A 13869-nucleotide genomic window follows, 5' to 3' on the forward strand; every position below is an offset into this window, starting at 1 on the left:
GAGATCCCGGGGCGGGGGACGCGCTGCCTCCGCTGACAGCGGCTCAGCACAGGGCCATGCCCTTCACTCGGCTCATCGACTGTGGCATGGACCATGCGGACGCCCGCCGGCTGCTCGCCGGCGCCGGCGTCGGACTCCCGTGGCAGGACGCGGCAGCGGTACTCGCCGACACCCAACTGGAGCGTGCCCGCCTCGCCGAGATGAACGGCCACGACGTCACCGCCCGACAGGCGCGCCGATTCGCAGCCGCGGCCTTGATGTTCGCGCAGATGGCGTACCAGACCGACACCACGGAAAAGCGGGAGCTCTACGCCCGGCACACGGCCGTGACCGCCGCCCTCGTGCCCGACGTGGAGCGCGTGGAGATCCCGCACCGCGACGGCGTCCTCGGTGGGTGGCTGTGCCTGCCGGCCGGCCCGCCCCGTGCCACCGTGATCGTGTGGGGCGGGCTCAGCGGCTGGGGTGCCGCGTATCTGCCGGTCGCCGACGCGTACATCGCGCGCGGCCTGGCCTGTCTGCTTGCGGAAGGGCCCGGTCAGGGCGAGTCACGGCTGCGCCACGGGTTGTACGTCGACGAACGCGTCACCGACGGCTTCGCCCGCTTCGTCGACCTGGTCGAGGCCGATCCCCGCCTCGGCGGCGCCATCGGCATCCAGGGCGTCAGCTTCGGTGGCCTGTTCGCCGCCCATCTGGCCGCCACGGATCCGCGGGTCGCCGCGGTGGTCGTCAACGGTGCTCCGGCGGTTCCGGCCGTCCCTGGATTCCGCACCGCCCGCGAGCAGATGGCCGCCGTGGTCGGTACGGACGACCTGGGCCGGGTGGCCGAGGTCATGGACGGTCTGCGCTTCGATCCGGACAAGGACCGCATCCGCTGCCCGCTGCTCCTGCTGCACGGGGGCCGCGACCCCCTCGCGACCTACGAGGATCAGGAGCCGTTCCTCCACGCGGCCGACCCGGCGACCGCCACGGTGCGGATCTGGCCCGACGGTGAGCACACCCTCTACAACCACGCCGCCGAACGCGACGCGCTGACCGGTGACTGGTTCACCGACCACCTCGCCGGCCAGGCCAACCCGAACAGGTAAGGAGACCAAGTGGACTTCACGGTCGAGACCGCCGCCGACGCGGTGGTGGAGAGCTTCCGGGAGACCAAGGACCGGCGACTGCGGCAGGTCATGGAAAGCCTGACCCGTCACCTGCACGACTTCGTGCGGGACATCGAACCCACGATGGAGGAGTGGGAGTCCGCGATCGGTTTCCTCACCGCCGTCGGCCACACGTGCGACGACACCCGGCAGGAGTTCGTTCTGCTCTCCGACGTTCTGGGCGTCTCGATGCTCGTCGAGACCCTGAACGGGTCTGTGGAAGGGACCGAGAGCACCGTCCTCGGTCCCTTCCACATGACCGAGTCGCCCCGTCGCGAACTCGGCGACTCCATCGACCTCGTCGGCACCGGCCGCCCCTGCGTTGTCTCCGGACGAGTGTCGGCCGCCGACGGCACGCCACTGCCGTACACCGAACTCGACGTGTGGCAGTGCTCGGAGGACGGTTTCTACGATGTGCAACAGCCCGACGTACAACCGCCGGGCAACGGACGCGGGCTGTTCCACACGGACGGCGACGGCCGCTACTGGTTTCGTACCGTGGTCCCCTCCCATTACCCGATCCCAACAGACGGCCCCGTCGGCCGCCTCCTCGAAGCCACCGGCCGGCACCCCTACCGGCCTGCCCACGTCCACTTCATCGCGAACGCCGAGCACCACCGTCCGGTCACCGCACACGCGTTCGTCGCGGGCAGCCCCTACGTCGATTCGGACGCCGTCTTCGCGGTCAAACGGGGCCTGATCACCGACTTCACCGAGTCGTACGACGCGCGCGACGCCGAACGCTTCGGCGTGACCGTGCCTTTCACCCACGCCGAGTTCGACATCATCCTGGCTCCGGAAGCGGAGACGACGGGATGACCTTCGCCTACGAGGCCCTGCCGATGCGGGTGGTCTTCGGCGCCGGAAGCCTGCGCCAACTACCCCTGGAGGCAGAGCGGTTGGCCCTACGGAGGCTGCTGGTGCTGTCCACCCCCGGTCAGCGCGTTCTCGCCGAGCACGCGGCCACCCTGTTGGGCGACGCGTGTGCAGGCCTCTTCACCGAAGCCCGGATGCACGTACCGGTCGAGATTGCCGAAGCGGCCCGCGCGGCCGTGGGCGATGCCCGCGCGGACGGCTGCCTGGCCATCGGTGGCGGCTCCACCGTCGGTCTGGGCAAGGCAGTCTCCCTGGAGTCCGGTCTGCCCGTGATCAGCGTGCCGACGACCTACTCGGGCTCGGAGATGACCACCGTGTGGGGGCTCACCGAGAACGGGCGCAAACACACCGGTCGTGACCGGGCCGTCCTGCCCCGCAGCGTGGTCTACGACCCCGAACTCACCGTCGGCCTCCCCGTCGACGTGTCGGTGACCAGCGGGTTCAACGCCATCGCCCATGCCGTGGAAGCCCTGTACGCGCCCGACGCCTCGCCGATCGTGTCCCTCATGGCGGAGGAGGGGGTGCGCTCGCTGGCCACCGCCCTGCCGGTCATCGCCACCGACCCCGCCGACATGGGGGCCCGCACCGACGCGCTGCTCGGAGCCTGGCTGTGCGGGGCGTGCCTGGGGGCGACGACCATGTCGCTGCACCACAAGCTGTGCCACATCATCGGCGGCACCTTCGACCTCCCGCACGCCGCTGTACACACGGTCGTCCTCCCGTACGCCGTCGCCTTCAACCTTCCCGCGGCACCGGCCGCAGGACGGGCCCTGCGCCGTGCGCTGGCCACGGACGACGTACCGAAGTGCCTCGCACGAGCATCCGCCGAACTCGGTGCTCCCCGTTCCCTCGCCGAACTCGGCCTCACCGAGCGCGACTTCGACGAGATCATCGCCCAGGCACAGACCGTGCCCTACGCCAATCCACGACCGGTCACCGCCCTGGCCCTCCGCGCCCTCCTCACGGATGCCCTGAAGGGAACCCTCGCGCCCTGACCGGGAACCGGATGGACCCGTTCCCCACATCACCTACGCCAGGAGAAGGAAATGATCAAGTTGGTGGCCGCCGTCCGGCGACGCCCTGGCATGACGCACTCCGAGTACACCGAGTACATCGAGAAGGTGCACGGCGGGATAGCTCTCGCCAACAAGCTGACCGTGCGCAAGTACATCCAGAACCACGTCCTCGACGGCGCCTACGGCGCGCTCGGGGACCCGGGCTACCAGGTGACGCTGCCCCGTGACTCCGTGACCGAGCTGTACTTCGGCGACCTCGCCGCCATGGGACGGACCTTCGCGGACCCGTACGCGCGCGAGGTCGTCGGCCCCGATGCGGTCAACTTCAGCGACCAGCCGTCCGCGCTCAGCCTGCTCGTCGAAGAGAGCGAGGCAGAGGTGCCCCGACCCGGAGACGGCAGGGCGAAGATCCTCCACTTCCTCAAGGCCGCCGACGGGATCACTCCGGAAGTCTTCCGAAAGGGCCTGCGCCGGGCTTACGAGGAGGTGCTCGCCGACTCGTCCGGGCCCGCCCGGTACCTGCGCGGCCACCAGTGGAACACGCCTCTCCCCGGAGACGGCATGGCCGCGTACTTCGGGAGCACATCGGAACAGCCCGCGTACGACGCCTACTCCGCCCTCTGGTTCGACGAGGCGGACGCCCTGACCGGCTTCCGCGCCTGGCAGCAGGCCCTGGCCGACCACGTGGAGAAGCACGGGGCACTTCTGCAGCCCTCGCTGTCCTTCTTCCTCGTCACCCGCGAAGTCGCGATCTTCGATGACCTGACCGACGGCGGCATCGCTGCATGAGGCACCGAATCAGACCATTGTGCTCCGGTCGAGGTTGTCCATAAGCTTTCCATCTGGAAGGTATTGAAACGTTTCAATACCCAACAGGGGAGGGACACCCCTGTTGCACCAGCGCGGGGCGCCTACGAAAGGGATCTGAGCCGTGGCCGAGGAGAACAGAAGTGCGTTGAGCCGCCGACACATGCTCGGCATCATGACGGCCGCGGCAGCCGGGGCCTCGCTCCCGCTGACCACTACGCCGGACGCCTGGGCGTCCGGCGGACACGGCGCCGCATCCGCGAAGCTGCAGGTCAACTCCCGGGCTCAGCCCCTGGGTACGGAGACCGCGCCGACGTTCAGCTGGCGGCCCCAGGTGGCCAGGCAGACCGCGTACGAGATCCAGGTCGGCACGGGGCCGGGCCAGGCGGACGTCTGGCGCAGCGGCAAGGTTGCGAGTTCGAACACCACCGAAGTGGCCTACGGGGGCGGCGCGTTGCGGTCGGAGAAGGCGTACTTCTGGCAGGTGCGGACCTGGGACGAGAAGGGCGCACCCGGCCCCTGGAGCGAACCGGCGACATGGGAGACCGGCTTGCTGAAGGGAGAGAAGGACTGGGCGGGCGCGCGGTGGATCGGCGGCCGTGAGGCGCAGGACCACGACTGGAAGGACCTGACAGCGACCGTCGCCTTCCGCGGCGGGACCGACGCCGCGGGCGGCCTGTCCCTGCTCCTGCGCGCCGAGCCCATCGGCAAGACCTGGGGCGAGGGCCTCAACTGGACCATCCGGCAGAGCGGCGACGACATGCAGCTGGTCATGAAGACCAGCCACTACGCCGGCAACACCTGGGTGGACGACGGCACCTCCGAGCCGAACTGGGGCGTCGACCACTACGACCCGCAGAGCGAGACCAACCCCACCACCGCGGGCACCCGCAGCGTCCCGGTCGGCACGGTCGCCCTCCCCGCCTCAACCGGGCTGACCAAGGACAGTTGGGCCACCCGCGACCACACGGTGGTGGTGGCCGTCTGCGGGCTCACCGTGACCACCACCGTCAACGGCGTCGAAGTCGACAGCCGCACGCTCACCGGGGACCAGATCCGCCGCCACGGAAGCTTCGGCTTCGGCGGCGGCACCTCCGCCACCGTCCGCAACGTCGAGGTGACCGGCACCGGTGCCCGCGACTTCTCCGTCGACCTGACCACGGGCGCCAACCCGTTCGAGAACGGCATCGGCACCCTTGCCGGTCTGACCTTCCCGCCGAAGAACCCCTACATCCCGTCCAAGAACAGCGTGCTGCCGATCGCCAACCCGGCCCCGGTGCTGCGCCGCGCGTTCACCCTGCCCCGAGGCCGCCGTATCGCGAAGGCCCGTCTGCACCTGAGTGCTGCCGGCAACGTGACCTTCACCGTCAACGGCGCCCCGATCACCGTCGACGGCAAGCAGGCGGCCCGGGACCGCAGCAACGTGCCCCGCCTGCTGACCGACCAAAGCACCTACGACCGAACGGTCCTCTACGACACCTTCGACGTCACCGCCCTGCTGGAGGCCGGCGGGCAGAACGTACTCGCCGCCGAACTGGGACGCGGCTGGTACGGCGTCACCACACCCCAGGAGTGGTACTGGCAGCTCGCCCCCTACGCCGGCCAGCCCCGCCTGCGCGTGAAACTCGTCGTCACTCACACCGACGGCTCCCACACCACACTCGTCACCGACCGGGACTGGCTCAGCACGGACGGGCCCACGACGTTCGACTCCGTCTACTCGGGCGAGAAGTACGACGCCCGGCGAGCGGACCAGCTGGGGGAGTGGCGCTCGCCCGGCTACCGCACCGGTCGCGACTGGCGCCCGGCCACCGTCCTGATCCCGCCCGGCAGTTGCTCCGGCCCTTCGCCCAAGTATCACGGCGCGCTCCCCGCCACGACCATCCCGGACGGCTTCAAGCCCGCTGTCCTGCGCGCCCACGAGGCGGAGCCTGTGCTGGTCAACCAGACGCTGCGCCCGGTCTCGATTACCGAGACGGCGCCCGGCTCGGGGACCTGGGTCCTGGACTACGGCCAGATCCTGACGGGTCTCGTCCGCCTACAGCTCACCGGCATACGTCCCGACGACGAGGGCCTCACCCTGCGCATCCGCGGCGGCAACCGCATCGCCAGCGGTGACGGCACGACAGGCTCCCCTCTCTCGGTCGAGGAGGAGAACTTCCAGCACGACGCCAACCTTCAGACGCACTACTACACCCTCGGCAGACGGTCGACGCAGACCTGGGAACAGCAGTTCAGCCACTTCGGTTTCCGCTACCTGGAAGTGATGAGTCTTGAGGCCGTCCTCGGCCGAGCCCCCGACCTCACCCGCGACGCGAACGTACTGACCGTCGACGTCGCCCGCACCGGCTTCGCCCGCACCGGCACCTTCACCACCGACAACGCCCTCCTCAACCGCCTCCACCGCAACCTGGAGTGGGCCGAACAGAACAACCTCGTCCAGAAGCCCACCGACACCCCCTCCCGGGAGAAGAACGGCTGGACCGGCGACGCCATGGCCAGCTCGGAGTCCGAGTCGTTGACCTGGGACGTCAACGCCGTACTCACCAACTATCTGCGCCACTTCCCCGACACACAGATCTCCACCGGCCAGCTCCCCATGTTCGTCCCCATTGCCAAAGGCGGCTACGGCTACGACCACACCCCCGGCTGGAACGCCGCGTGGAAGGCAGTGCCCGCCTGGGACTCGGCGTACTTCGTCATTCCGAGGGAGCTGTACACCTACTACGGCAACAGCAGCCTCTTCGCCGAGCTGTACGAGCACCAGGACACGCTTCTGAAGTACTACGAGACGCTGTTCACCGCCGACAACGACTACAGGTTCGAGGCGTCTCTCGGCGCCTATTCAGGAGCCGAGGCACCCGGCAGCAACGCCGTGATCAGCCTCGCGTTCTACATCCACTTCTGCGACTACATGGACGAGGTGGGCCGCAAGCTGGGCCGCACCGAACGCGCCGCTCACTACGCGAAGTCGGCGCACACGCTCCGCAAGGCGTTCATCAGGAACTACTGGGACGTCTCCCTGGGCTGCTTCACCCAGGGCAGCGTCTCCAGCGAGAACGCACTCGCCATCGCCTTCGACCTGGTCCCCGGTTCGGACCTGAAGTCCGACGACCCCCGCTACCTGGCAGGAACGAAGAAGCTGGCGGAGAACAAGAAGACCCTCGCGAAGCTGCTGGCCGACCGGATCGTGGCCGCGGACCAGCACATCCAGAACGACATGTACGGCTCGCGCTACGAGTTCAACATCCTCAGCGAATACGGCTACACGGACATCGCCCTCAAGGCCGTCACCCAGACCGGAATCCCCGGCTACGTCTACCAGATCGCCAAGGGCGCCACCTCGCTGTGGGAGCAGTGGACCGACCGGCTCTCGGTCAACCACCACTACCGTTCCAACGTGGCCACCTGGTTCTACCAGAGCCTGGCCGGCCTCAGGCCGACCTCGACCGCCTACGAGACGCTGCGCATCCGCCCTTACATCCCCTCGGCCGTGGTCAACAGTCGGGTCCCGAAGAACACCGAGGACTCCGACCTGGCACCGGCGACCCTGGACCACGTCAGCGCTTCCATCGACACCGTGCGCGGCAAGGTGTCCTCGGAATGGCACCGCCGCTCAGACGGCAGGATCGACCTGGCGGTCACTGTCCCTTACAACACCGAGGCCGAGATCTGGGTCCCCACCCAGGGCAAGTCCGTCCGCGCTCCCCGAGGAGTCGCCTTCGTCCGTGACGACACCTCCGGAGGCGCCTACAAGGTCTACCGGGCCCGGGCAGGGTCGTACCGCTTCAACGCCAGGTGACCTGACTGACGCACTCGTGCTGGGTGACGAAGCACAACTGCACGGTCTGCTGGCCGACCTGCTGGGCAACGGCCACATGCACGCCACCGCCAGCTGCACCGTGACCCTGGGTATGAGCGCTCACGACGTGACGCTTCGCGTCCAGGACGAGGGTCCGGGCATCGACTCGGATGCGGTGACCCACGTCTTCGACCGCTTCCACCGGGCGCACAAGATCGGCAGCCGAGCTGCCATCGCCGAGGTCCATCAGGTGCGTATCGAACTCGACAACACGCACGACAGGGCCTGCGCGTCGACGTGGTCTTCCCGGCCCTACGGGAGCAGGTCCCCGCGCCCGCGTGAGAGAACGGGAGGGCGAAGGGGACGCGCGTTTCCTACAGCGATCAGGGAATTCCGCAAGGCTGGGCAGCCGCCCGCGTTCGGCGGTGCCGGGCGGCGTCGGGCTCGAAGCCGGGGAAGCCCCGTCGCAGGTCGTCGAGGGTGAGGGAGGCGCTCGCAGAGACACCTCGCTCGGAGTGTGAGCGGGCGCGTGGCGCCCGCTGGTGAGGCGCAGCCACCACTCGGCCGGTGCGTTCAGGACGGCGTCGGGCCGGTCCGGCCCATCGGTGAGCGTGACTACGTTCCCCACCTCCAGCCCGAAGGTCCGCCCGGGTGCGGTGGTGTGGACGGCTATACGGACCGGGCGAGCGTCCAAGGCATCCGCCCTGCCGAGGGAGTTCAGGAATGTGCGGCTTGGTCGAGGAGCAGTCCCGTTGCGGCGGAGGGCAGAGGCGCCTCGTGATCGAAGGCGACCTCCACGTCCCAGGTGTGGTGGACGAATTCCGTGAGCCGCACGCCGGCCACCGGGGCGACATCGACCGCCATCGGCAGGAAAGCGAGGGCAACCGTCAGTTCCTTGCGTGTCTGCGCGTCGAGACTCTCAAAGCGGCTGACCAGCGCTTCGTTCGCCGTCCCGAAGTCCTCAGCCCGCTCAACGGGTGACTTGTCGTCCCAGCGGCCCCACACGGACTGGTTGAACTCCGCGTCGGGCGAACCGGAGGCGTTCAACGCGCCCTCGAGGACTGCGAGGTTGATCTCGGCGCCACTGCCCAGATGGCTGAGCACCTCCGAGACATCCCGCTCCGCGCCGCCTCCGGAAAGGTGCATGGATTCAGCGGATTCCGTCATGGCCTGATCCGTTCCGGCTTGGCGAAGCTACGAATGTGATCTCGCCACCGGGTCAAGTCCCGGGCGAGACGGCTCATCTGCCGCGGCTGCTGCTGTGCCGCTGGCCGTGCTTCCAGTACTGGCGTCGCCCGCTTCGGCATCGACCGAGGCGTCGCAAACGGGGGGGGCCGGAAAGTATCCTCACGCCGTTGTCGTCCCGAACGTCCTGGAGACCAGTCACGCCTCCAGAGAGACGGCGGCGCCGAACCACGCCTACTACACCGCCAAGTCCCGCTATGACATCGATGCCTTCATCGATTTCTTCACCCCGGGGCAGATGGCCTACTTCGACTCGCCGGTCCACATCGGCGGCGTGTTCCCCACCCGTGACGTGTTCCGTGACCAGATCATGGGTCCGACGCTGGAGGGGTGGTCGAAAACCGGCGGGAAGTCGTACCCGCTGCGCGTCATCGGTGACGCAACCAGCGCCGTCGTCCTCATCCGTAACACCGCAGAGCTGTTCGGCAACGAAGTCCGCATCATCTCTTCCTTCACCTTTGAGCACGGCAAGATCGTCCGGGTGGTCGACTACTGGGACGGGCGACGCAACGACGAGGCTCTCAAGAACCGGCCTCCGAACACCGATAACCCCCGGACCCTCGGCACGGAGATCGTGAGGGTGAGCGCCGACCCGGCCATCAAGACGTTCGCTCGCCACCTTGGCTCGGCTCTGGCAGCCGGTGACGTCGACAGCGCCGAGGCACTGTTCTCGGACGACGCTCTCTTCGAGGACATGACCACGCGGACGACCATCGTCGGACGACCGGCGATCGGCCGCTACCTGACCCGGGCGCTGCCCAAGCTCCCCTATGGTCCGGGTTCCGAATTGCCCCACGTCCTGGGCAGTAAGCAGGGGGGGTGGCTATGAATGGGTCACACACGACGAGCGCGTACCCAACGGGATCACCGCACTTCAGCTCGACCGGGCCGGCGACTACAAGCACCCCGACGTCCGGACGCCCAAGATCACCAAGGTGACCACTGTCTGGGACGCTTCGCTGCTTCCCGACTCCACGGTCCAGCCCCTGGCGGCACTGTCGATCGAGCCGTAGACAACCGACCGGTGATGGGACGGAACCCCGCACACCACCATCCGGACCCAGCTCTCCAGCCTGCCGACGTCTTGAGCGGCCGTCGGCAGGCTGGTCCACACGGGCGGCGAGGAGACAACACCGAACGGTGAGCCGACCCGGTGAAGGTCGTGCCGGTCATCGAGGAGACCGTCGCGGTCGCGTGACGCACACGCCGACGGAAGGATCATCCGTCACTTCCAGCCACCGCCCTCGGTCGGCTGTCAGCGGCCAGGGTTCGGAACTCTTGCCTTCCTGATCCCCGCGACCACTCGGGCCACCGGCACCTCACGCGCCCGGCCCGAGTCCGGTGCGGGCTTCCACCCGCTGCTTGAGGCCGGTGTTGAAGGCGGCGTACCCGTCCTTTTTGGGTGTTCTGAGGAAGGGCCGGATCAGGGTGACCAGGGCGCCGGAGAATTCCTCGTGGTTGGTCAGGCGGGTGGTGCCGTCGTGGTTGGGGGAAAGGACGAAGGAGTGCCGGCCGTGGAACAGCTGCTTGATGCCGAGCGTGCCGACCCACCGCAGTTCCTGGCCGGGCGTCGCGACGGTGACCGTGGGCCTGAAGGTCATGCCCGGCATGCGCATCGTGAGCCGGCTTCCCACTCGAGCGGTTCCTTCGGCTGCGGAGAAGGTGCTCCACTCACCGTAGGCGGCGAAGTCGGTGAGGACGTCCCACACCGCTTGCGGGGTGGCGTCGATGTCGATGACCGCGGTGAGGACCGGCTTCATGGTGGTTTCCACTTCTGGCTGGTGCGGGAGGACAGGGGCGGGGGCTCGGCGAGCGGGTGGTCCACCGGTGGCCGGTGGGGCCGGGGAACGGCGTGGGGCGTGGTCCACGGCGGGTCAGAGCGTCACGCCCGGCGCGGCCCTGAGGGAGGGGGCGCTGTGGGTGCTGGTGGCCGTGGTCTCCTGCAGGCCGTGGTCGATGAAGTCGATCATCCAGGTGAAGCTGTCGTCGATGTCGGTGGCGAACTGGAACCCACCGGCTGCTTCCAGGGATGCGTATCCGTGCAGGACGGTGCGCAGCATCCGCAGCGCGTGGATCTGCTGGTCGGGGTCGATCCGGTAGCCGTGCAGCATGGCCGCCCAGGAGTCGACCACCCGGTTGAGGGCGTCGATGAGGGGGTCGTCGGGTCCGGTCGGGCGGGCGGCGTTGGCTGCGGCGTACCGGCCGTGGTGGTCCTTGACGAACGTCCGCATCGCCTGCGCGCCGCGGGCCAGGGCTTCGGTGCCGGACCGCCCCTGGATGGCGTCGCGGATGGCGTCGGCGCACTGGTTCATGGCCAGGATGGCGATCCGGTGGGCGAGGTCGGTCTGGCCGGTGACGTGCTTGTACAGCGAGGGGGTCTTGACCCCGAGCCGTTCGGCGACCAGGCCCATGCCAAGCTGGTCGAACCCGACCTCGTCGACCAGGGCGGCGGCGGCTTCGGTGACCGCCGCGGCGGTGAGTCCGGCCCTAGGCACGGCCGGCCGCCTTGGCCAGGAACGGCAGGGCCAGCGCGAGGACCTGGTCGGGGGTCTGGGCGTGCGGGTAGTGACCGGCGCCGTCGATCACCGCGAGCTCGCCGAGGCCGGCGGGCAGGTCGGCGATGATCTTCGCCCCTTCGGCGCGGGGGTCGGCCCAGTCGGGGTCCAGGCTGCCTTCGACGATCAGGACCGGGCAGGTGACGTGGGCGAGTTGGGTGCCGGCGTCGGTGGGCTTGGACTTGCACATGTCCTGCAGGGCCTTCATCCGGCCGGGCTCACTCAGCGTGGCCTCTATGCGGGCCAGTTCGCTGTTCCAGTCGGCGGGCTTGGCCGGGTAGGCCACGTCGAGGTACTTCTTCCAGTCCGCCAGGCGTCCCCGGACGATGACCAGCGCCATCCGCATGTACCCGGTCCGGAAGCGCCTGACCCGGATCAGCCCGCCCAGATCGACCGGCTGCGCACGGGTGAACGGAGCCAGCTCGATCACTCCGCTGATCACGTCGGGCGCGCTGGCGGCCGCGATGGTCGCGGCGCCGCCGCTGATCGACTGCCCGATGATCACGGCCGGCCCGCCGAGGTGACGCACGACGGCGACCAGATCTCCGGCGATGTCGGTGCGGCTGTAACCGTCCCAGCCGAGGCTGGACTCACCGCACCCTCGGATGTCGACGTTCGCGACCCGGTAACCGGCGGCTACCAGGCCGGGAACGAGGAAGCGGTAGGAATGCCGGCTGTCGCCGATACCGTGCGCCAGCACGACGAGGGGGCCTTCCCCGGTCACGTCGAAGGCGATGGTGTTCTTGCCGATTCTCAGGTGCTCGGTCATGCCGTCCTCCATCAAAATGGCTAACGTGATTAGCCATAGACTAGTCACGTTAGCCGTGAGGGTCAACGCCACACCCAGCCGCACTCGATCGGGGGTCGAGCTCGGAACAATGGGCTGCCGCACGGCGTAGGGCTGTTTTTCCGCGAGAACTACTGGGACCCTCATCACCGCTACGTTCCAGGTCGCGGCCGCGAACTGCTGTGGTGGTACATCGAGGAGGTCCAGGGTCCGTTCCCGGACGATGCGCTGGATCCGCACGCTCCGCTGTTTCCTTCCGAGCGGCTGCCGGCCGCGCTGGGTGCCGAGGTAGCGGGCCCTCCGTGAACACGAACGCCTCGCGCTCCCGCGGACCCGACCCGCGCGCGCCCTTGCCCTTGACGAGGAAGCGGCCCCACTGGCCGTTGTTCCAGTGCAGGTCACCCTTGTCGGTCGTCGTGAATGCCGGGTCGGTCGATCTGCGGATCGTACGGTCGGCGGTCACCTGGAGCCCGAGCTGGTTCGCGCCGGACTCGCGTGTGTAGACGAGCAGGTCGGGATTGTTCGGGTCGAGCGTGAACGGGTCATCCGGCAGGGTGTAGGAGTTCGCCATGATGATCGGTGTACGGATCGCGCCCGTGCCGGCGTCAGCCTGATTCCCGCAGTGCACCGCCTGGGTCTGGAGGTCGAGCGTCGCCGGATCGTGCTTGTCGGGCCGGGAGGGCGGAATGCTTGGGTTAGGCATGGGACTCCCTGGAATCACTGTGGGCGATCTGCGCCCCGGCAGTTGGGTGGAGCGGCCCGGCTGTCGCCGTTCGACGGGCCCCGCGACAAGCTCCAGCCCGCCCAGGCGAACGGGCTCGGGGAGCGCTGCCTGGTCCCCGCGGCTGGCCGTGGTGGATCGCTCGCACGCGGTGGATCGTCTCGACCAGGCGAAGGGACGGTGATCTCAGGTCGTGGCCTGGGGCTGTTCCGGGCTGAGGTAGTGCACGGCGGTCTGTGCCGTGTGCGCGGCGAGCAGGCCTTGCAGTTCCTCCGCCGCGACCTTGAGGAGGTCGCCGTCACGGGTGGCGTGCAGGGTTTCGAGGACGAAGGCGACGTGCGTGGAGTCCTCGGTGACTCGGGTGCGGTGAGCGTCACGGTGGTTCCAGTGGCGGGTCAGGACGCCGGTGGTGTCCGCGTAGATGATTTCGCGGGGTTCGGGGTTCTCGACGGTGTCGGGTTCGCCGAGCGGGGTGAACTCTTCGCTGCCGTCCGCGTACCGGATGTCGACGTCGCCGGTGACGTGGTCCAGGTCGAAGGCGCCGGAGGGAAGGCCGTGCCGGACGGAGACGGAGTTGTAGGAGTCGACAGCCGGGTTGATGCGCGGCAGCGTTCCCTTCTTGGCGAGACGGCGGCCGAGTGCGTCGACGCTGGGGCGGATGCGGCGGGGGTTGGTGCCGAAGGAGCGGTAGGCGGTGTGCCAGGCCTCGATACGGGGGTCGGTCTCGTCGGCGGGGTGCCAGGTGCCGTCGGCCAACTGCTGCTCCAGCTCTTCCAGGGCGGCGGCTGTGTCGGGCCAGGGTTCGTGGCCGCGCAGGCCGGTGGCGGTGACCAGGGCGATGAGAGTGTCGGGGAAGGACACTGCGACGTCGGGAGCGATGCGGAAGGCGGGCATGGGCGGGTTTCCGTTTCCTGC

Annotated in this window: 12 protein-coding genes; 7 read left to right on the forward strand and 5 right to left on the reverse strand. The window is 68.8% G+C overall.

The window, feature by feature from the left end; translation table 11 throughout:
- Nucleotides 1–86: 86 nt before the first annotated feature.
- The 6 genes from OO69_RS27690 (at nt 87) to OO69_RS53895 (ending at nt 8130) form a co-directional block, all read left to right on the forward strand.
- A complete protein-coding gene (locus OO69_RS27690) occupies nt 87–1085 on the forward strand; it encodes an alpha/beta hydrolase family protein (protein ID WP_234444545.1) in 999 nt (332 codons plus the stop codon).
- 9 nt (nt 1086–1094) lie between these two features.
- Entirely contained in the window at nt 1095–1964 is an 870-nt protein-coding gene (locus tag OO69_RS27695; protein WP_033283531.1) for a dioxygenase, read from the forward strand.
- Nucleotides 1961–3016 carry a maleylacetate reductase gene (locus tag OO69_RS27700; RefSeq protein ID WP_033283532.1) on the forward strand — a complete coding sequence of 352 codons (1056 nt, stop codon included), beginning with the start codon at nt 1961–1963 and terminating at the stop codon, nt 3014–3016. Before OO69_RS27695 ends, OO69_RS27700 begins: the two co-directional genes overlap by 4 nt.
- 51 nt (nt 3017–3067) lie before the next feature.
- On the forward strand, nt 3068–3826 hold the full coding sequence (locus OO69_RS27705) for an EthD domain-containing protein (RefSeq protein WP_033283533.1): 759 nt from the start codon (nt 3068–3070) through the stop codon (nt 3824–3826).
- A 193-nt stretch (nt 3827–4019) separates the two neighbouring features.
- Nucleotides 4020–7646, forward strand: coding sequence for a family 78 glycoside hydrolase catalytic domain (locus tag OO69_RS27710; RefSeq protein WP_234444546.1), 3627 nt, complete (start codon nt 4020–4022; stop codon nt 7644–7646).
- A 76-nt stretch (nt 7647–7722) separates the two neighbouring features.
- Complete coding sequence (locus OO69_RS53895) at nt 7723–8130, forward strand: ATP-binding protein (RefSeq protein ID WP_420707912.1); 408 nt, start codon at nt 7723–7725, stop codon at nt 8128–8130.
- 233 nt (nt 8131–8363) lie between these two features.
- On the opposite strand, the gene OO69_RS49540 is transcribed toward OO69_RS53895, so the two are convergent.
- Nucleotides 8364–8792, reverse strand: coding sequence for a maleylpyruvate isomerase N-terminal domain-containing protein (locus OO69_RS49540; RefSeq protein ID WP_051801228.1), 429 nt, complete (start codon nt 8790–8792; stop codon nt 8364–8366).
- A gap of 115 nt (nt 8793–8907) precedes the next feature.
- Here OO69_RS49540 and OO69_RS48925 point away from each other — a divergent pair, with 115 nt between their 5' ends.
- The gene (locus tag OO69_RS48925) at nt 8908–9720 is read left to right on the forward strand and encodes a nuclear transport factor 2 family protein (protein ID WP_051801229.1); all 813 of its coding nucleotides are present in this window, start codon (nt 8908–8910) and stop codon (nt 9718–9720) included.
- A gap of 490 nt (nt 9721–10210) precedes the next feature.
- Here OO69_RS48925 and OO69_RS27730 read toward each other — a convergent pair whose 3' ends face one another.
- The 4 genes from OO69_RS27730 to OO69_RS27745 all read right to left on the reverse strand — a co-directional run bounded on the left by OO69_RS27730 (nt 10211) and on the right by OO69_RS27745 (nt 13848).
- Nucleotides 10211–10651 carry an SRPBCC domain-containing protein gene (locus OO69_RS27730; protein ID WP_033283536.1) on the reverse strand — a complete coding sequence of 147 codons (441 nt, stop codon included), beginning with the start codon at nt 10649–10651 and terminating at the stop codon, nt 10211–10213.
- Between the two features lie 114 nt (nt 10652–10765).
- Entirely contained in the window at nt 10766–11386 is a 621-nt protein-coding gene (locus OO69_RS27735; RefSeq protein WP_033283537.1) for a TetR-like C-terminal domain-containing protein, read from the reverse strand.
- Entirely contained in the window at nt 11379–12215 is an 837-nt protein-coding gene (locus tag OO69_RS27740) for an alpha/beta fold hydrolase (protein WP_033283538.1), read from the reverse strand. Before OO69_RS27740 ends, OO69_RS27735 begins: the two co-directional genes overlap by 8 nt.
- A 925-nt stretch (nt 12216–13140) precedes the next feature.
- Nucleotides 13141–13848 (reverse strand): B3/4 domain-containing protein, encoded by a 708-nt coding sequence (locus OO69_RS27745; protein ID WP_033283539.1) that lies wholly within the window; start codon nt 13846–13848, stop codon nt 13141–13143.
- Nucleotides 13849–13869: the final 21 nt, after the last annotated feature.

Source organism: Streptomyces sp. NRRL F-525 (assembly GCF_000716605.1).
Lineage (GTDB): Bacteria > Actinomycetota > Actinomycetes > Streptomycetales > Streptomycetaceae > Streptomyces.